The following is an 18050-nucleotide window of genomic DNA, read 5'->3' on the forward strand; positions in this document are numbered from 1 at the left end:
GTTTTGATGAAGCGGAGCCCGGCCGTTAAGCCTTCGGCTTAGCTTGCGACGGCGTGCGGGACGGCGGCCTTGCCGGTCAGCGACGACAGGATGTCGTCCATCGGGGCAAGCTGCTCGAGCGGGCCGATCGCAGAAAGCGTCGGTATGGTGTCGAAGAACAGCCGTCCGGCAAGGTCGGTCAGGCGCTCGATGGTGATGCCGGAGAGGCGCTCCATCAGTTCCTCGTTGGGGATCGGACGACCGTAGAGCATCATCTGTCGGGCGATCTGGCCGGCGCGGGCCGCCGGGCTTTCCTGGCCCATCAGAAGCTGTGCGCGGATCTGGGCGCGGGCGCGCTCGATTTCCTGCTGCTCGATGTTCATCGAAGATTTGCGCAGCTCGTCGACGATGACGGGCATCAATTCCGGCAGGTTCTCGCCACCGGTCGCGGCATGTACGCCGAAGATGCCGGTGTCGGAAAAGCCCCAATGGAAGGCATAGACCGAGTAGCAGAGGCCGCGATGCTCGCGCACTTCCTGGAACAGGCGGGAGGACATGCCGCCGCCGAGAATGTTGGCGAGGATCTGCGAACAGTAGAAATCGCGGGCGTGGTAAGCCTTGCCTTCAAAACCGAGCAGCACCTGCGCGTCCATCAGGTCGCGGGTTTCGCGGCTCTCGCCGCCGGTATAGCGCGCAGCTTCCATCACAGGCGTTGCGATCGGCGTGCGCGGAAGAGAAGCGAAGCGCTGCTCGACCTGGCGAACGAAGGCATCGTGCTCGACGGCGCCGGCGGCGACCACGAACATGCGGTCGGTCGTATAGTTGCGGCCGAGATACTGGCGGATCTGGTCGGCGGAGAACGACATGACCGTATCCGGGGTGCCGAGGATCGGCCGGCCGACGGTCTGGTTGCGATAGGCGGTCTCGGCGAAGCGGTCGAAGACGACATCGTCGGGCGTGTCGTCGGCAGCGCCGATCTCCTGCAGGATCACCTGCTTCTCGCGGCGCAGTTCTTCGTCGTCGAAGCTGGACTCGGTCAGAATGTCGGCGAGGATGTCGACCGCGAGCGGCACGTGATCCTTCAGGACACGGGCATAATAGGAGGTCGTCTCGGTCGAGGTCGCAGCATTGACCTCGCCACCGACATTCTCGATCTCTTCGGCAATCTGACGGGCGGTGCGCCGCGCGGTGCCCTTGAAAGCCATGTGCTCGAGCAGATGGGCAATGCCATGTTCGCCGAGGGTTTCATTGCGCGAACCGGACTTGATCCACACGCCGAGCGCCACACTTTCAAGATGCGGCATCTGCTCGGTTACCACCGTCAACCCGGAAGGGAGCCGGGTGCACTCAACTTTCATCATACGTTTCTTCTCGTTCTTACCCCCGGAGGCGGGTCCGCTCGCCGATAAATGTCTCGACGGTTTTCAGGTCCGGATCCAGGATATCGAAACGCTCCTCCCTGTTCATCAGGTCAGCAAGCCACGTCGGAAGCGCCGGGTCAATACCACTTGCCGATTTTACCGCGTCCGGGAATTTCGCCGGATGGGCGGTCGCAAGGGTCACCATTGGAGCGGACGCCTTCTCGTGTTTGGCGGCGACGAAGACGCCGACGGCGCTGTGCGGATCGAGCAGATAGCCCGTGTCGGCAAGCGTCTTTGCAATCGTCTTGGCGACGTCCTTCTCCGAGGCGCGACCGGCGCGGAACTCCTTGCGGATCGCCTTCAGCGCCTTCTCGCGGATGGTGAAGGAGCCGGACTGCTTCAGCCCGTCCATCGCCGAGCGGATTTCGCCCGGGTCGCGGTCGTTCGCCTCGAACAGGAGCCGTTCGAAGTTCGACGAAATCTGGATGTCCATCGACGGTGCGGTGGTCGCCTTGACGTCGCGCATCTCGTAGCGGCCGTTCTTCAGCGTGCGGGCGAGAATGTCGTTTTCGTTGGTGGCGATGATCAGCTTGTCGATCGGCAGGCCCATGCGCTTGGCAACGTAGCCGGCGAAGATGTCACCGAAATTGCCGGTCGGGACCGTGAAGGAGATCTTGCGGTCCGGCCCGCCGAGCGCGACCGCCGTCGTGAAGTAATAGACGATCTGGGCCATGATGCGCGCCCAGTTGATCGAGTTGACACCCGAAAGCTTGACGCGGTCGCGGAAGGCGGCGTCGTTGAACATCGCTTTGACGAGGTTCTGGCAGTCGTCGAAGTTGCCGTTGACGGCGATGGCATGAACGTTCGATGCGCTCGAGGTCGTCATCTGCCGCTGTTGCACCGGCGAGACCTTGCCGTGCGGGAAGAGAATGAAGATGTCGGTACGCTCACGACCGGCAAAGGCGTCGATCGCCGCACCGCCTGTGTCGCCCGAGGTCGCGCCGACGATCGTGGCGCGCTCGCCGCGTTCGGCAAGCACATGGTCCATCAGCCGTGCGAGCAGCTGCATCGCCACGTCCTTGAAGGCGAGCGTCGAGCCGTGGAAGAGCTCCATGACGAAGGCATTCGGTCCGGTCTGCACCAGCGGCGCCACCGCCGGGTGGCGGAAGGTGGCGTAAGCCTCGTCGATCATTTCGCGGAACTTGGCCGCCGGGATCTCGCCATTGATGAAGGGCTCGAGCACGGTGAAGGCAATGTCCTGATAGGATTTGCCGCGCAGGCCGCGGATTTCCTTCTTGGAAAACGTCGGCCATTCCTTGGGGAGATAGAGACCGCCATCGCGCGCAAGACCGGCAAGCAGCGCGTCGCAGAAGCCGAGAGGAGCGGCTTCGCCGCGCGTCGAGATATACTTCACCATCTTTGTCCTTCGTTCCACCTCAAGGGTTGCGGCGACCTTGGGAAACGTCGTCGCGACACGCTCGTCTTATTGCGTCAGTCCTTGACAAAGTCTGCATCTATTCTTGTCACCGACCCAATTTCCGGTCGCAAAACTAGCTTCGGAAAATTCGGAAGGGACGGACTGACCCAATCGATTTTTCAGTTTGTCGCTGCTATAGACGATGCCCGAAGGCCATGAAAGGTCTTCCGGCCGAGATTTCGGTCAAGGAGTTTCAACCGGTCCAGCAGAGGTTGTTCAACGTGTTTGGCAAAGTATCCCGGCCTGTTCTCGCAATATCTTTTCTCGCGGTCCTCGCCGGCTGCAATCAGACTCAATCCGGTGGGGCGATCGACGCAGGCGGCAGTGCCGCTGCTCCGACGCCGGCCGTCGTTCAGGCCGCGTGCCCGCAGGTCATCCTGCGTGACGGCACGTCGGTCTTCACCAGCTACGCCAAGGGCGCCAAGAACGACCCGACCAAGGTCGTCTACCAGGCCTCTCTTGCCGACACCACGCGCCAGTGCGTCCAGAGCGAGAACTCGCTGACGATGACCGTGGTGGTTCAGGGACGCGTGGTCAGCGGACCCGCGGGCGGCCCCGGCAAGGTCACGATGCCGATCCGCGTTGCGGCGACCGATGAGGACAAGACGCTTTATTCCGAGTTGACCCAGCACGCCGTCGAGATCCCCTCGACCGGCTCCGGCCAGTTCGTCTTCACCAAGGCCAACGTGACGCTGCCGGCCGGTGCCGGATCCAACGTTACCGTCTATGTCGGCTTCGACGAAGGTCCGCCGGCCAAGGGCAAGAAGAAATAAGCAGCGGCCCATGCCGCATAAAAAACGCCGGGGCTTGCCCCGGCGTTTTCATTTCCATTGTGTGCGGCTTATTCAGCCGGAACGCTCTTGCCGCCTTCCCACTTGTAGAGCGAGAAAGCCTGCGAGGTGAGGTCGCCGGCTTCGCTGTAGGTCAGCTTGCCGAGAACCGTGTCGATGGCGTCGCCCGACTTGATCGCGGTTGCGACCGCGGTCGCGTCCTCAGCGGAGCCCGCCTTCTCGATGCCGGCCTTCAGCACTTGGACGGCAGCATAGGCGTTCAGCGTGAAGGCTTCGGCCGGGATGTTCTTCGCCTTCAGCGCTTCGACAGCCGGAGCGGAGGCCGGGTTGCTGGTCGCGTCGCTGGCATTGGTGTAGACCGTGCCGGTCGCAGCTTCGCCGCCGATTGCCCAGAACTCGGTGTTGGACAGGCCGTCGCCGCCGAAGATCTGCGCCTTCACGCCCTGGTCGTGCATCTGGCGTGCGAGCAGACCGCCTTCCGGATGGTAGCCGCCGAAGTAGACGACATCGACGTTTTCGGCCTTCAGGCGGGTGACGATGGCGCTGAAGTCCTTGTCGCCCGGGTTCAGGCCTTCATAGACGACTTCGGTGATGCCGCCAGCGTTGATCGCCTTCTTGAAGCCATCAGCGAGGCCCTTGCCGTAAGGCGCCTTGTCGTGCAGTACGGCGACCTTCTTGTCCTTGAGGTTCTTGAGCACATAGGCGGCCGCAACCTCGGCCTGCTGGTCGTCGCGGCCGCAGGTGCGCAGCACGTTCCAGAGACCGCGGGTGGTGAGGTCAGGCGTTGTTGCCGTCGGCGTCACCATCAGGATGCCGTTTTCGGCAAGGATGTCCGAAGCCGCCATCGAGGTGCCGGACAGAACCGGACCGACGACGTAGCGGATGCCTTCGCCGGCAGCCTGGTTGGCAACCGAAACGGCCTGCTTCGGATCGCCGGCGTCGTCGAGCATCTTCAGCACGATCTTTTCGCCATTGATGCCGCCAGCCTTGTTGATCTCGTCTGCAGCCGTTTCCGCGCCGTTTTTCACCTGCTCGCCATAGGCCGCGACCGGGCCGGTAAGCGGCGTGATCACGCCAATGGTGATGTCGGCGAAGGCGAGCGGGCCGAAGGCGACGCTGGCCGCCAGGGTCAGGCCGGTCAACATTGAAAGACGCATTGTGTTTCCTCCTAAAAATACCCCGATGGGGCTTGCTTGGTACGGCCCTCGTGCGCGGCTCCTCGAAAACCGGGAAGATTTTCTAGGGGACGTGACGCCACTGCAATGTGTCATCATGTCCCTTGGCGTCTAATTGGACGTCTGCCGTGTTGGCCGAAGGCTTCTTTCCCGCTCCGGCCGAAAGCCGGAGCGAAAGGGGCATGGCGGTGCGCAACCGCCTGCGGCCAATTAGGCCGTCATCGACTCCGACCATGCGGAAAGGGCCGCGATCACGCCCGGCAGCGCCGTCATGCGCGAAATCACCGTTTCCGCACCCGCTTCGGTCAGCTGGTCGGCATGCGAGGGATGGGTGTGCGAACCGCCGGTGAAGCCGACGACGCGCATGCCGGCGGCACGTGCACCGTGGATGCCGTGGACGGAATCCTCGATCACCAGCACCCGCGACGGGTCGACGCCCATCTGCTTGGCGCCGTGCAGGAAAATGTCCGGCTTCGGCTTGACGCGGTCGGCGCCGAGGTCGCGCGCCGAATAGATGTGGCGGCCGAAATGGTCCTTGATGCCGACCTTGCCGAGCATCATGGCAAGTCGGGCCGAGGTCGAGTTAGAGCAGATGCAGTGCGGCAGCGTCAGTTGCGCCAGCATCGGCTTGACGCCGTCGATGATGTTGAGGTCGCGGGCCAGGCGCTCGTCGAGGATGGTGTCGACCTTGCTGATGAGCTGGGCCGAAAGCGGAATGCTCGCTTCCTTCTCGATCTGCAGCAGCGTGTTGTGCCAGGTCATGCCGGCAAAACGCTCCGCCATTTCCTCGACGCTGATCGGGTAACCCGCTTCTGTCAGCAGTGCTGCTTCGACTTCCGACGCGATGATTTCGGAATCGACGAGAACGCCGTCGCAATCAAAAATGATGAGATCGATACCGGTCATATGGAACAGTTCCCTGGGAGGAGAGGCGCCGCAGGCGGGGGGGAGGAATGTTCGCGCGGCGCGGGGCTTTCGTACGGCAGAGCTTTTATACGATGGTAGGCCAAAGCTCAACCATTGGAAATTGTCGAAACCGCCGCTGCGCTTGCTCGACAGCATTGTTTCGCGGCTCTATCAGTAGGCGATGGAAAAGCAGCAGGACGATACGCTCGCAAGTCGCATCAGCAAGGCCCTGGCCGAGCGGATCATCTCCGGCATGTTGATGCCGGGAGAGCGCTTGCGGCAGGATCATATCGCCGAGGAATTCGGTGCGAGCCATGTACCCGTCCGCGAAGCCTTTCGGCGGCTGGAGGCCCAGGGCCTTGCCGTCAGCGAACCGCGCCGCGGCGTTCGCGTCGCCTCCTTCGACCTGAAGGAGGTGAGGGAGGTCGCCGAAATGCGCGCGGTGCTGGAGGTTCTGGCGCTTCGCCATGCCATCCCGCATCTGACGCCGGCGATCCTCGATCGGGCCGAGATGGCCACGGCCGCCGCCGATACATCGCGCGACGTGCGCTCCTGGGAGGCGGCAAACCGCGCCTTCCATCGGCTGATACTCGAACCTTGCGGCATGCCACGGCTGCTTGCGGCGATCGACGATCTGCATGCGGCGAGCGCCCGCTTCCTGTTTTCCGCCTGGCGCACGAGCTGGGAGGCGCGCACCGACCACGATCACCGCGCGATTCTCGCCGCCTTGCGCGAGGGCCGGGGCGACGAGGCGGCAAAGATCCTCGAACGGCATGTGGGCTGGATCGGCAAGACGCCGGTCAGGACCGCCGCGGGCGAAACCCGTGAGGCCTTTTCCATCGTCGGCTAAAGTGGCTGGCAGCAGCTACTGCGGAAACAGCTCGGAGAAAGCCTTCTCGCCATTGGCGGTGAAGCGGATGACGCGGCTGTTCGCCTCGCGCTTGGCCCAGCCCTTGTCGATGAACAGCGTCAGCAGCGCTTCGCCAAGCGAGCCGGCCAGGTGCGAACGGCGCTCGCTCCAATCGAGGCAGGTGCGGCATATCGGGCGGCGGGATTTTTTCAGCGCCGTATAGTCGATGCCGAGCGCCTCGATCCGGCTTTGCCCGTCGGGCGTCAGCGCCAGGTCGTCGCCGGTGACTTCGATCTGATTTTCGGCAATCAGGCTGTCATACATGCGCACGCCATAGTCGCCGGCCAGGTGGTTGTAGCAGACGCGCGCCTTACGCAGTGCCGGATCTTTCGGCCCGGGCCGGTGGCGGGTCATGCCGCGGCCGGCGGCAAAGCCCATCAGGTTCTCGAGCATCAGCCCGACTTCGTCTTCTGCCAGCTGAAAATAACGGTGACGGCCCTGCTTGCGTTGGCTGAGCAGGCCGCCGGCCTCAAGTTTGGCGAGATGGGAGCTGGCGGTCTGCAGCGTGATGCCGGCATGGGCGGCAAGCTCGGTTGCGGTCAGCGCGCTGCCGCCCATAAGCGCCGTCAGCATGTTGGCGCGGGCGGGATCGCCGATCAGCGAACCGATGAGAGCGATGTCTGGACCTTCCTTCATACTTCGATCGTAATCGAAGCATTCCCGACAGACAAGCGGGCATAGTCACCTCATCGAAGACCGGGCGAAAGGCCCCAAGGACCTGGAGATGACGATGATCACCTGTTTCATCCGCTACGAAATCGATCCCTTTAAAAAGGACGAGTTCGCCACCTATTCGCGCAATTGGGGCGAAGTCATTCCGCGCTGCGGCGCCGATCTCATCGGCTATTTCGGTCCGCACGAGGGATCGGCGACGACGGCTTACGGCGTTTACAACATCGAGAACCTCGCGGCATACGAGGCCTATCGCGCCCGGCTTGCTGCCGATCCGCTCGGCCGGGAAAATTATGCCTTCTCACGCCGCGAGCGGTTTATCCTGAAGGAAGATCGGATTTTCCTGAAGAACGTCTCGATGCCAACTGGAGGAAAGTGAACCATGATTGCCGTCATCTTCGAAGTCCTGCCGGCCGAGGGCCGGCGTGACGCCTATCTCGGCATTGCCGCCGACCTGCGGCCGCTTCTCGACGACATCGATGGCTTCATCTCGATCGAACGGTTCCAGAGTCTGACCAATCCCGACAAGGTGCTTTCCCTGTCTTTCTGGCGCGACGAGGAGGCGGTGAAGGCCTGGCGGAACGGCGCCGAACATCGGGCCGCCCAGGATGCCGGGCGCCACGGCGTCTTTGCAGACTACCGCCTGCGCATCGCTTCCGTGATCCGCGACTACGGGCTGAATGAGCGCCATGAGGCACCCTCGGACAGCCGCGCCTTTCACGACAACAGGTGAAGTGCGTCCGAGACGCCTAAACGCTGCGGCAGGAGGCGGGTGAACACCCGTTTCCGCCTTTCCTGTTCACTCCAGAAGACCTCTCTAACATAGCGTGACTACGCACTTTTTCGAAACGGCCTTCAGGCTTTGGTAACCATCTTCGGTAACCATAAGCTCCATGATCCGTTCCGAGTAAGCGTATTTGCGAGTTGTCCATGTCTTCAGTTGTTTCGCTTGCCGAAGTCTCCCGCTCCGCCCGTCCGCAGGGCTGGCTAGACACCATCATCAAGGGTGACTGCGTGGCCGCGCTCAATGCGCTTCCCGACAATTCGGTCGACGTCGTTTTCGCCGACCCGCCCTATAACCTCCAGCTCGGCGGCATGCTGACCCGCCCCGACCAGTCGGTGGTCGATGCCGTCGATGACGAGTGGGACCAGTTCGCTTCCTTCGAGGCCTATGACGCCTTCACCCGCGCCTGGTTGCTCGCCTGCCGCCGCGTGCTGAAGCCGACCGGCACCCTCTGGGTGATCGGCTCCTATCACAACATCTTCCGTGTCGGCGCGATCCTCCAGGACCTGCACTTCTGGATCCTCAACGACATCATCTGGCGCAAGACCAACCCGATGCCGAACTTCAAGGGCCGCCGTTTCCAGAACGCCCATGAAACGCTGATCTGGGCGACGCCGAACGCCAGCGCCAAGGGCTACACCTTCAACTACGATGCGATGAAGGCGGCCAATGACGACGTGCAGATGCGCTCCGACTGGCTGTTCCCGATCTGCTCCGGCCACGAGCGGTTGAAGGACGACGACGGCAAGAAGGTGCATCCGACCCAGAAGCCGGAAGCGCTGCTTGCCCGCATCATGATGGCCTCGACCAAGCCGGGCGACGTCATTCTCGATCCCTTCTTCGGCTCCGGCACGACCGGCGCCGTCGCCAAGCGCCTCGGCCGCCATTTCGTCGGCATCGAGCGCGAGCAGGACTACATCGACGCGGCCTCTGCGCGCATCGACGCCGTCGAGCCGCTCGGCAAGGCGATGCTGTCGGTCATGACCGGCAAGAAGGCAGAGCCGCGGGTCGCCTTCAACACGCTGATCGAAAGCGGGCTGATCAAGCCCGGCACGGTTCTGACGGACGCCAAGCGCCGCTACAGCGCCATCGTTCGCGCCGACGGCACGGTCGCTTCCGGCGGCGAGGCCGGCTCAATTCATCGCCTGGGCGCCAAGGTGCAGGGGCTTGATGCATGCAACGGATGGACATTCTGGCACTTCGAAGAGGGGAACACCCTGAAGCCCATCGACGAACTCAGAACCGTCATTCGAAATGATCTGGCAAAACTGAACTGATCAACCAGTTCCGCCGGATCCTTCGAAAAGCGCTCTGACCGGTTTTTGTACCTTCAGTCCCGGAAGGAGAGCTTTAAATGCCCGGAACCCTCGATGTGAGGATTCCGGGCATTTGTATGTCCGGGCCATAGGACCGAGCGTATGAAGCAACCGGCCAGCCCTGAGGCCGATTGCCAATCTACGCATCCGCCAATAGGGTTCGGGCAGACCAGCTTTCATCCGAACAAGAGTGTCATCCGCATGGCCTTGCCCGATCGTCTCCAGCGCGTGAAGCAATGGGCGCGGCAAATCAAACGGGACGTCGTTGCGCTCTGGTTCGCCGCGCGAGATCGTCGAACGCCGCTTTCGGCGAAACTCGTTGCCGGTGCTGTGGCGGCTTATGCACTCTCGCCGGTCGACCTGATCCCGGACTTCATTCCGATACTCGGATACCTCGATGACCTGGTCCTCGTTCCGCTCGGCATCCTCTTGGCGGTGCGTCTGGTGCCGCCGGCGCTGATGGAAGAATTCCGAGAGCGGGCGACAACACTCGAAGGGCGTCCGTCCGGCCGAAGCGGCCTTATTGCAATCCTGAGCATCTGGTTCGTGGCCGCTGTCCTTGCGGCCTGGCTGGCATGGCGCTTCATCGCCGCCGGGCCCTGACAATGCGCGGCGGCGACCCGTGCCGCCACGGCGCGTTGAATGGCGGATACGCCGCCTTTAGAGAGCCGGCGTTCCCTGTGGATGCAAGTGGTAGAGGGCTCGGGCGCCCTTATCCTCGAAGCCGCAACTGGCGAGCACAGGCTCGAGGCGCGCTCTTTCGTCTTTCTGTAATTCGACCGTGGCGACCCTGGTATCGGGATAGACCGTGGGAATGCGCTGAAGCAGGGCGGTAACCAGGGCAATCAGCCCGGGAGAGGGGGCCTTGTGTTCGGTGATGTGGATCATCATTTCATCGCTCCAGACAAAGGCGTAGGCTTCGGCGACGACGAGGTCGTGATGTTCCAGCCACTGCATCAGCAGCCCGCCCTCATCCCAGTCAGCGATACGTTGGGCGACAGCGTCCGCGTCCCAGGTCGTGGTGCAGGTTTCTCCACTGCAGTCCGATATCCCCGCGCGTGTAAGGAAGTTCACGAACTTTGTGAGGAGATCTTCCGGTAGAGCCGCGTGAACGGCGTAAACGACGGCACCGTCCTCGGGTTTTGCGATTGCGGCCGGCCAGCGCTCAGATGGCGCCTGCCAGGTCCTGAACAGATCTCGAAGCGCTGTCGCGCCGGTCATTTCGACGACCTGCTGGTTGAGGGCGGTTTTTCGGGAGTGCCAGATGATGCCTTCTGATCCGGCCTCCACGGCTGCAAGCCGAAAGAGTTGCGCCAGAATTTCTGCGTCGTGCAGGTCGTGCGATGGCATGGCGTGCCAGCCTCGATCGGCCGCTCTCTTGTCGTCGCCTTCAGTCGGCGGTCGAAGGCTGAGCCAGCCCGCCAATTTGGCACCGCTTCTGGCGACGACGAAACGGGTCTCTGAATACCGTTCACCGAATTCTTGCCGAGAAACCTCGTCGCGAAAGCTGGCCTCGGTCGTCGCGTAGAGTTCGTCGATGAAGGCGTCCTTGGCGGCGCCGTCTGGAATTACTGAAAATTCTAAACTATTCATATATTACCTCTGCGATCACGCAATCGGAGGTAGTGAATATGATTCGTGGCGGAATCGTGCCGCCACGAGCAGAAGCCATGTTCGATCGGTAGTTTCAGCCTACGGATGAATGCCGTAGCCGGCGAGATCGGCCTTCAGCTTTTCCGGGTCGACGAAATGCACCGCGTGCCAACCGGCAAGCCGCGCGGCTTCGACGTTGGGAATGCTGTCGTCGATGAAGAGCGTGGCCGACGGGTTGAGATCGAAGGTCCGCGTGTGCGTCTCATAGATGGCGATTTCGGGCTTGATGAGCTTGACGTCGCCCGAAACGGTAACGCCGCGCGGCAAGGTCAGGAAGGGGTAGAGGACCTGTGCCTCTCGGAACGTATCGGAAGCGAAGTTGGTCAGCATCGTCACGTCGCGGCCTTCGGCAATCAGCCGCTCCATCAGTGAGACCGTCTCGACATAGGCGTGCGGCACCATCTCCTGCCAATATTTGCGGAAGGCGCGGATCTGCTCTTCGCGCTCGGGGAAGTCCTTGATCAGCAGCGCTTCGGCCTCTTCCCAGGAACGGCCGCGGTCCTGCTCGATGTTCCAGTCATGGGTGCAGACATTGGCAAAGAACCACTCGCGCTCGGCCTCATCGGGGATGATGCGGCTATAGGGCAGGTTGGGGTCGTAGTGGATCAGCACCTTGCCGATGTCGAAGACGATGTGACGGATATCGATGCTGCTCATGAACGTATTCCCTGCTTGAACTTTCGGAGTGAAGCGGGACGGGTGACCCCGTACCGCGCTAGCGTTCCGCCTTGAAGGCATGTGGGATCGCCTGGGCGATCGCCTTCTTCATCACCGTCGGCAGCGCCTGGGCGCTCAGTGAGTGAACCGGCTCCCACCACCCGTTGCCCTGCGTTCCCGCGCGCGCGACATTGGCGCGGTAGACCGAGAGACGCAACTCGAAATGCGTGAACACGTGGCTGATGGTGCCGCAATCTTCCCAGGCGGCCGCAAAGGGTTGCGAGGCAAGCGAGGTGTCGCCGTCCTGCCGCGACGTCCAGTCGGTGCCGGGCACTTCGGTCATGCCGCCAAGCAGGCCCGTCTCGGCCCGCTTGCGCAGATAGACCGCGTTGTCGCCGTCGATCGCGACGAAGGCAGCACCGCGCCGAAGCGGCTTGTCCTTCTTCTGCGCCTTGCGCGGAAAGGTTTCGGGGTCTGCTACGGAAAGCGCACGACAGTGGGCGCGGAAGGGACAGAGCGAGCAGGCGGGGCGCTTCGGCGTGCAGATCGTCGCGCCGAGATCCATCATCGCCTGGGCGAAGTCGCCCGGGCGCTCGCCGGGGGTGAGCGCGGCGACGCGGCCCCGCATCTCGGGCTTTGCCGCCGGCAGCGGCGTCTCGATCGCATAGAGGCGCGAGATCACCCGCTCGACATTGCCGTCGAGAACGGCGCTTCTGCGGTTGAACGCGATTGCCGCAATCGCGGCGGCTGTATAGTCGCCGATGCCGGGCAGCGACTTCAGCCCGTCCTCCGTATCGGGAAAACGGCCGCCGTGATCGTTCGCGACGGCCTCGGCGCATTTCTTCAGGTTGCGGGCGCGGGCATAGTAGCCGAGCCCGGCCCATGCCTTCATCACGTCCTCATTGTCGGCCTGCGCCAGATCCTCGACGGTCGGCCACAGCGACAGGAACTTTTCGAAATAGGCCTTTACCGCCTGCACCGTCGTCTGCTGCAGCATCACTTCGGATAGCCAGACGTGATAGGGATTGGCGACGATGCCTCGGCGCGCCATGGGCGGCGAAACCCGCCAGGGCAGGTCGCGATGGTGCCTGTCGTACCATTCCAAAAGCAGGGGTGCGGCGTCTGCCGCCGGTATCGTATCGTGCATGATTTGCCGGAAGTTCCTTTTCCGGCCTATACTTGGCGAAGCGGAGCCGCAGCATCAAGGCTCAATCGACATTGCCTACAGAAAGTCCATACGTGAGCGAGCAGAAGTCCCGGAAGGGCGTTGTCCAGATCAGCGAAGTCGCGAATGGCCTGATCGACCCGGTGCTCGCCAAGCGCGCGGGCATCAACACCATGCTGCTCGGCTCCTGGGACGAAATCGCCGGCGAGGACTTTGCCGATTGCACGCGGCCCGAAAAGATCGCCTGGCCGCGGCGCGCCTCCGAGATCATGGGCGAGGGCGGGCACCAGCCGGGCGTGCTGACGGTTGCCTGCGAGGGCGCGCGCGCCCTGTTTCTGACCCATGCACAGGGTGAACTGATCCAACGGATCAACGGCTTCTTCGGTTTTTATGCCATCGGCCAGCTGCGCATCGTCCAGAAGCCCGTCTCCCAACAACCGAAGCACCGCGGCAAGCCGAAGCCGCTTTCGGGCGAGCCCGCGCGCCGGCTCGAAACGATGGTCGAAGGCATCGAAAGCGAAGAGCTGAAGGCGGCCCTGCGGCGACTGGGCACCGCTGTGCTCAACCCACGCCGACGCTAAGGCATGTCGCGCAAAACTCCCCAGCGGTTTGCGGCGACGGCATGCGAAAACCAGAGGCCTAAAGCGCAAGGCGCGGATATCCAGGTCGAACTGCGCTTCCGGGCAGCCATCGGTCGGTCACAATTCTTTGAATTCTGTTGACGCCGCGCCACTTGCCGCCCTGCGCGCGGCAAGATATCGAATCCGCACTGCAATTCCCTCCGAACACGGGTCAAATCATGTCCGCTTCCGCAATGAACCTTACCAAGCGCCTGCTCAGCGGTGCCGCCATCGCAACCGTCGCCCTGGTGCTTGCTGCCTGCAGCGACGAAAAGAAGGAAACGGCATCGACCGCCCCGGCCGCAGCCACCGAGACGGCAGCGAAGACCGAAACCAAGCCGGTAACGGACGCAACGACCACCGCATCGACGACCGCGACGCCGGCCACCACCGAAACCAAGCCTGCTGCCGGCACCGAAGTCGCGCAGACGACCGCCGCGCCCGTCAAGGTCGAGCTCCCCTCGTCGGAAGGTTCCGTCGACGTCGCCAAGCTGATGGAGCCGGGTGCTCTGCCGGAAATGGCGATCGGTGACGCCAACGCGCCGGTGACCATCGTCGAATACATGTCGATGACCTGCCCGCACTGCGCCGCCTTCCACAACAACACCTTCGAAGCGATCAAGACCAAGTATGTCGACAGCGGCAAGGTCCGCTTCGTGCTGCGCGAATTCCCGTTCGACCCGCGCGCTGCGGCCGCCTTCATGCTGGCGCGCTGCGCTCCGGAAGGCCAGTACTTCCCGATGATCTCGATGCTCTTCAAGCAGCAGCAGCAGTGGGCTGCAGCCCAGAATGGCCGCGACGCCCTGCTGCAGATGTCCAAACTCGCCGGTTTTACACAGGAGAGCTTCGAGGCCTGCTTGACGAACCAAAAACTTCTGGATGATGTGAACTCTGTTATGCAACGGGGCGCCAAGGAATTCGGGGTTCAGTCGACGCCGACCTTCTTTGTCAATGGCGAGCACTATTCGGGGGACATGTCGGTTGACGTTATGTCGGCCCTCATCGACAGCAAGCTCTGATCCTTCGCTTTTCCTGAAAACGGGCGACGGCAGCAGCCGTGCGCCCGTTTTTCTTGTCTGGGCTGATGGCAGAGGGGGGGATATCACCCCAGTGTTCACCCCATGAAGTTCAACAAGCTTCGCCTGCTCGGCTTCAAGTCCTTCGTCGAACCGACCGAATTCATCATCGAGCGGGGGCTGACCGGCGTCGTCGGACCGAACGGTTGCGGCAAGTCGAACCTCGTCGAAGCGTTGCGCTGGGTGATGGGGGAGAACTCCTACAAGAACATGCGCGCCTCCGGCATGGACGACGTGATCTTTTCCGGATCCGGCAACCGTCCTGCGCGCAACACGGCCGAGGTCGGCCTTTATCTCGACAACAGCGACCGCACGGCGCCCGCCGCCTTCAACGACAGCGACGAGATCCAGGTCAGCCGCCGCATTGAGCGCGAGCAGGGCTCGGTCTACCGGATCAACGGCAAGGAAGCGCGCGCCAAGGACGTGCAGCTTCTGTTCGCCGATGCGTCGACTGGCGCACGCTCGCCGTCGATGGTCGGGCAGGGGCGCATCGGCGAACTGATCGCTGCCAAGCCCCAAGCCCGGCGCCAGCTCCTGGAAGAGGCGGCCGGCATCTCCGGCTTGCATTCGCGCCGCCATGAGGCGGAGCTGCGCCTGCGTGCCGCCGAGACCAATCTCGAACGCCTCGACGACGTCACCTCGCAGCTCGAAAGCCAGATCGAGAGCCTCAAGCGCCAAGCGCGCCAGGCCAACCGCTTCAAGATGCTTTCGGCCGATATCCGCAAGCATGAGGCGATCCTGTTCCATATTCGCTGGGTGCAGGCCAAGGAGGCGGAGGCCGAGGCGACGAGCCAACTCAATCAGGTGACGGCGCTGGTTGCGGAAAAGGCGCAGCAGCAGATGCAGGCGGCCAAGGACCAGGCGATCGCCAGCCTGAAGCTGCCGGAGCTGCGCGAGAACGAAGCGAAGTTCGCCGCCGCCCTCCAGCGCCTGCAGATCGCCCGTTCGCAGCTCGAAGAAGACGCCGGCCGCATCCTCAGACGCCGCGACGAGTTGCAGCGCCGGCTGGCGCAACTGGCCGAGGACATCGCCCGCGAAGAGCGCCTTGTCGTCGACAATGCCGGCATTCTTTCGCGCCTCGACGAAGAGGAAGCCGAACTCAGCGACATGCTCGCCGAGGCCGACGACCGTGCGACGGAAGCGCGCGAGCGCCTCGAAGAGGCGAACGAAAAACTCGTCGGCAGCGAGGCATTGTTGGCGCGGTTGACGGCGGAACGTGCCGAGGCGCAGGCCGGTCGCAACCAGCTGGAGCGCACGCTGCGCGACCTCTCGGAGCGCCAGGCGCGCCTTGCCCGCCAGCTTGGCGACCAGTCGCGCGATCTCGACGAACTCGACCGCCAGATGGCAGCCCTTCCTGATCCGCACGAAAAGCAGGGCCAGGTCGAGGTCGCAGAAGCTGCGCTGGAAGAAGCTGAAAGCAATGTGATCGCGATCGAGGAAAGCCTCGCCGAAGCGCGGCGCACGGAGGTCGAAGCGCGCCAGCCCGTGGATCGCGCCCGCGCCGTGCTGAACGGCATCGAGACAGAAGCGCGCACCATCCGGCGCATGCTTGAGGCGGTGGCCGGTGGCGCCTATCCCGCCGTCGTCGAGGAGATGAAGGTCGACCGAGGCTTCGAAACAGCCCTCGGTGCCGCACTGGGCGACGATCTCGACTCACCGCTTGAAACCGATGCGCCCGCCCATTGGCGCACGCCCGGGGACCATGCCGGCGACGCCGATTTGCCGGAAGGCGTCAGCCCGCTGATTGCGCATGTGAAGGCGCCCGACGCGCTGACCCGCGCCCTGAAGCAGATCGGCATCGTCGCAAACGAGGCGGATGCCGAGCGGCTGTTGCCCCTCTTGAAACCCGGCCAGAGCCTTGTCACCAAGCAGGGCTCCGTCTGGCGCTGGGACGGCCACGTCACCGGCTCCGAGGCGCCAAGTGCTGCCGCCTTGCGGCTGGCGCAGAAGAACCGGCTGGCCGAGCTCGACGCGGAGGCAGACGGTGCGGCGGAAGCGTTGCGCCGCGCCGAGGCCGAACTTGCCGCCGCCGGTAGCCGTATTCGCGCCGAGGACGAAAGGCTGCGGCTTGCGCGCGACGCGCAACGCATGATCACCCGACAGCTTGGCGAGGCCCGTGACGCGCTTGCTGCGGCCGAACGCGCCTCCGGCGACCTTGCACGCAGGCGGGCGGTGCTTGCCGAATCGCGCAGCCAGATCGAAGCGCAGGTCGAAGAGGTGGCCGAGCAGATCGAGACGGCCAACGACGCGCTGGCGGACGCGCCGGATCTCTCCGAACTGGAACTGAAGCTGCGCACGCAGACGGCCGAAGTCGCTGCCGATCGCGCCGCCGTCGCCGAGGCCCGCGCCGCTCATGATGGCCTGGCGCGCGAGAACGAGGCCCGCCAGCGTCGCATCGCCGCGATCGGGGCGGAACGGCAGACCTGGAAGGCGCGTGCCGCCAGCGCCGAGGAACATATCGCCACCCTGCGTGACCGCGAAGCGGAAGCCCGCGACGAGGTGGAAGAACTGATCGATGCGCCCGACGAGTTCGAGGACAAGCGCCGGGCGCTGATGAATGAGTTGCAGAAGGCGGAAGCGGCGCGGCGCGAAGCGGCCGATCTGCTTGCCGAGGCCGAGAACCGCCAGCGCGAGGCCGACCGTCTGGCCGCAACCGCGCTGTCCGAACTGGCCGAATCGCGCGAAAAGCGCGGCCGCGCCGAGGAGCGCCTGGTCTCCGCCCGTGAACGCCGCGTCGAGATCGAGGCGCGTATTCAGGAAGCGCTCTCCTGCCCGCCGCACGAAGTGATGCGATTGACGGGACTTGCCGTCGACGAGGCGCTGCCCGACATGCGCAATGTCGAGCGCGAGCTCGAACGGCTGAAGATCGAGCGCGAGCGGCTTGGCGCCGTCAACCTGCGCGCAGAAGAGGAGCAGAAGGAGCTTTCGGAAAAGCTCGCCCTCCTGCTGCGAGAGCGCGACGACGTCATCGAGGCGATCCGCAAGCTGAGGAGCGCCATCCAGAACCTGAACCGCGAGGGCCGCGAGCGCCTGATCGCCGCTTTTGACGTCGTCAACGTGCAGTTCCAGCGGCTGTTCACCCACCTCTTCGGCGGTGGCACGGCGGAGCTGCAGCTGATCGAGAGCGACGATCCGCTGGAAGCGGGTCTTGAAATTCTCGCCCGTCCGCCGGGCAAGAAGCCGCAGACGATGACGTTGCTATCGGGCGGCGAACAGGCGTTGACGGCGATGGCGCTGATCTTCGCCGTGTTCCTCACCAATCCTGCGCCGATCTGCGTGCTCGACGAAGTCGACGCCCCGCTCGACGACCACAATGTAGAACGCTACTGCAACCTGATGGACGAGATGGCGGCCTCGACCGAAACCCGCTTCATCATCATCACCCACAATCCAATCACCATGGCGCGCATGAACCGCCTGTTCGGCGTGACCATGGCCGAGCAAGGCGTCTCGCAGCTCGTCTCTGTCGACCTGCAGACCGCCGAGCGCCTGCGCGAAGTCGTCTGAT

17 protein-coding genes are annotated in these 18050 nt (G+C 63.6%); 9 read left to right on the forward strand and 8 right to left on the reverse strand.

Annotated features, from left to right (window positions below; genetic code table 11):
• Positions 1-38: 38 nt before the first annotated feature.
• Positions 39-1340: a M16 family metallopeptidase gene (locus tag M2267_RS04440; protein WP_043619885.1), complete on the reverse strand. Its 1302-nt coding sequence runs from the start codon at positions 1338-1340 to the stop codon at positions 39-41.
• Positions 1341-1356: 16 nt separating this feature from the next.
• On the reverse strand, positions 1357-2757 hold the full coding sequence (gene thrC / locus M2267_RS04445; RefSeq protein WP_429112744.1) for a threonine synthase: 1401 nt from the start codon (positions 2755-2757) through the stop codon (positions 1357-1359).
• A gap of 281 nt (positions 2758-3038) precedes the next feature.
• On the opposite strand from thrC, the gene M2267_RS04450 reads away from it, so the two are divergent.
• Positions 3039-3590 (forward strand): hypothetical protein, encoded by a 552-nt coding sequence (locus M2267_RS04450; RefSeq protein ID WP_043619928.1) that lies wholly within the window; start codon positions 3039-3041, stop codon positions 3588-3590.
• 68 nt (positions 3591-3658) lie between these two features.
• On the opposite strand, the gene M2267_RS04455 is transcribed toward M2267_RS04450, so the two are convergent.
• Together M2267_RS04455 and M2267_RS04460 are read right to left on the reverse strand one after the other, a co-directional pair.
• Positions 3659-4765 carry an ABC transporter substrate-binding protein gene (locus M2267_RS04455; protein ID WP_043619889.1) on the reverse strand — a complete coding sequence of 369 codons (1107 nt, stop codon included), beginning with the start codon at positions 4763-4765 and terminating at the stop codon, positions 3659-3661.
• A 228-nt stretch (positions 4766-4993) separates the two neighbouring features.
• Positions 4994-5689: an HAD family hydrolase gene (locus M2267_RS04460; RefSeq protein WP_043619891.1), complete on the reverse strand. Its 696-nt coding sequence runs from the start codon at positions 5687-5689 to the stop codon at positions 4994-4996.
• A 181-nt stretch (positions 5690-5870) separates the two neighbouring features.
• Between M2267_RS04460 and M2267_RS04465 the strand changes: the two genes are divergently transcribed.
• Complete coding sequence (locus M2267_RS04465) at positions 5871-6539, forward strand: GntR family transcriptional regulator (protein WP_034801282.1); 669 nt, start codon at positions 5871-5873, stop codon at positions 6537-6539.
• Between the two features lie 15 nt (positions 6540-6554).
• Here M2267_RS04465 and M2267_RS04470 read toward each other — a convergent pair whose 3' ends face one another.
• On the reverse strand, positions 6555-7235 hold the full coding sequence (locus M2267_RS04470; RefSeq protein WP_429112747.1) for an ArsR/SmtB family transcription factor: 681 nt from the start codon (positions 7233-7235) through the stop codon (positions 6555-6557).
• 94 nt (positions 7236-7329) lie between these two features.
• Here M2267_RS04470 and M2267_RS04475 point away from each other — a divergent pair, with 94 nt between their 5' ends.
• The 4 genes from M2267_RS04475 to M2267_RS04490 all read left to right on the forward strand — a co-directional run bounded on the left by M2267_RS04475 (position 7330) and on the right by M2267_RS04490 (position 9974).
• The gene (locus tag M2267_RS04475) at positions 7330-7650 is read left to right on the forward strand and encodes an NIPSNAP family protein (protein WP_043619930.1); all 321 of its coding nucleotides are present in this window, start codon (positions 7330-7332) and stop codon (positions 7648-7650) included.
• 3 nt (positions 7651-7653) lie between these two features.
• Positions 7654-8004 carry an antibiotic biosynthesis monooxygenase family protein gene (locus tag M2267_RS04480; protein ID WP_402323172.1) on the forward strand — a complete coding sequence of 117 codons (351 nt, stop codon included), beginning with the start codon at positions 7654-7656 and terminating at the stop codon, positions 8002-8004.
• Positions 8005-8201: 197 nt separating this feature from the next.
• A complete protein-coding gene (locus M2267_RS04485; RefSeq protein WP_043619897.1) occupies positions 8202-9332 on the forward strand; it encodes a site-specific DNA-methyltransferase in 1131 nt (376 codons plus the stop codon).
• A gap of 240 nt (positions 9333-9572) precedes the next feature.
• On the forward strand, positions 9573-9974 hold the full coding sequence (locus tag M2267_RS04490; protein ID WP_429112750.1) for a YkvA family protein: 402 nt from the start codon (positions 9573-9575) through the stop codon (positions 9972-9974).
• A gap of 57 nt (positions 9975-10031) precedes the next feature.
• Here M2267_RS04490 and M2267_RS04495 read toward each other — a convergent pair whose 3' ends face one another.
• The 3 genes from M2267_RS04495 to mutY form a co-directional block, all read right to left on the reverse strand.
• A complete protein-coding gene (locus tag M2267_RS04495; RefSeq protein ID WP_429112753.1) occupies positions 10032-10964 on the reverse strand; it encodes a hypothetical protein in 933 nt (310 codons plus the stop codon).
• 99 nt (positions 10965-11063) lie between these two features.
• A complete protein-coding gene (locus M2267_RS04500) occupies positions 11064-11681 on the reverse strand; it encodes an HAD family hydrolase (protein WP_429112755.1) in 618 nt (205 codons plus the stop codon).
• A gap of 58 nt (positions 11682-11739) precedes the next feature.
• Positions 11740-12828: an A/G-specific adenine glycosylase gene (mutY, locus tag M2267_RS04505; protein ID WP_402323168.1), complete on the reverse strand. Its 1089-nt coding sequence runs from the start codon at positions 12826-12828 to the stop codon at positions 11740-11742.
• A gap of 92 nt (positions 12829-12920) precedes the next feature.
• On the opposite strand from mutY, the gene M2267_RS04510 reads away from it, so the two are divergent.
• The 3 genes from M2267_RS04510 (at position 12921) to M2267_RS04520 (ending at position 18049) form a co-directional block, all read left to right on the forward strand.
• Complete coding sequence (locus M2267_RS04510) at positions 12921-13427, forward strand: DUF721 domain-containing protein (protein WP_043619908.1); 507 nt, start codon at positions 12921-12923, stop codon at positions 13425-13427.
• Positions 13428-13645: 218 nt separating this feature from the next.
• Entirely contained in the window at positions 13646-14485 is an 840-nt protein-coding gene (locus M2267_RS04515) for a DsbA family protein (RefSeq protein ID WP_429112759.1), read from the forward strand.
• A gap of 102 nt (positions 14486-14587) precedes the next feature.
• The gene (locus M2267_RS04520; RefSeq protein WP_429112761.1) at positions 14588-18049 is read left to right on the forward strand and encodes a chromosome segregation SMC family protein; all 3462 of its coding nucleotides are present in this window, start codon (positions 14588-14590) and stop codon (positions 18047-18049) included.
• Position 18050 lies beyond the last annotated feature (1 nt).

The sequence above is a fragment of the Ensifer sp. KUDG1 genome, from assembly GCF_050434285.1.
Classification (GTDB): domain Bacteria; phylum Pseudomonadota; class Alphaproteobacteria; order Rhizobiales; family Rhizobiaceae; genus Ensifer.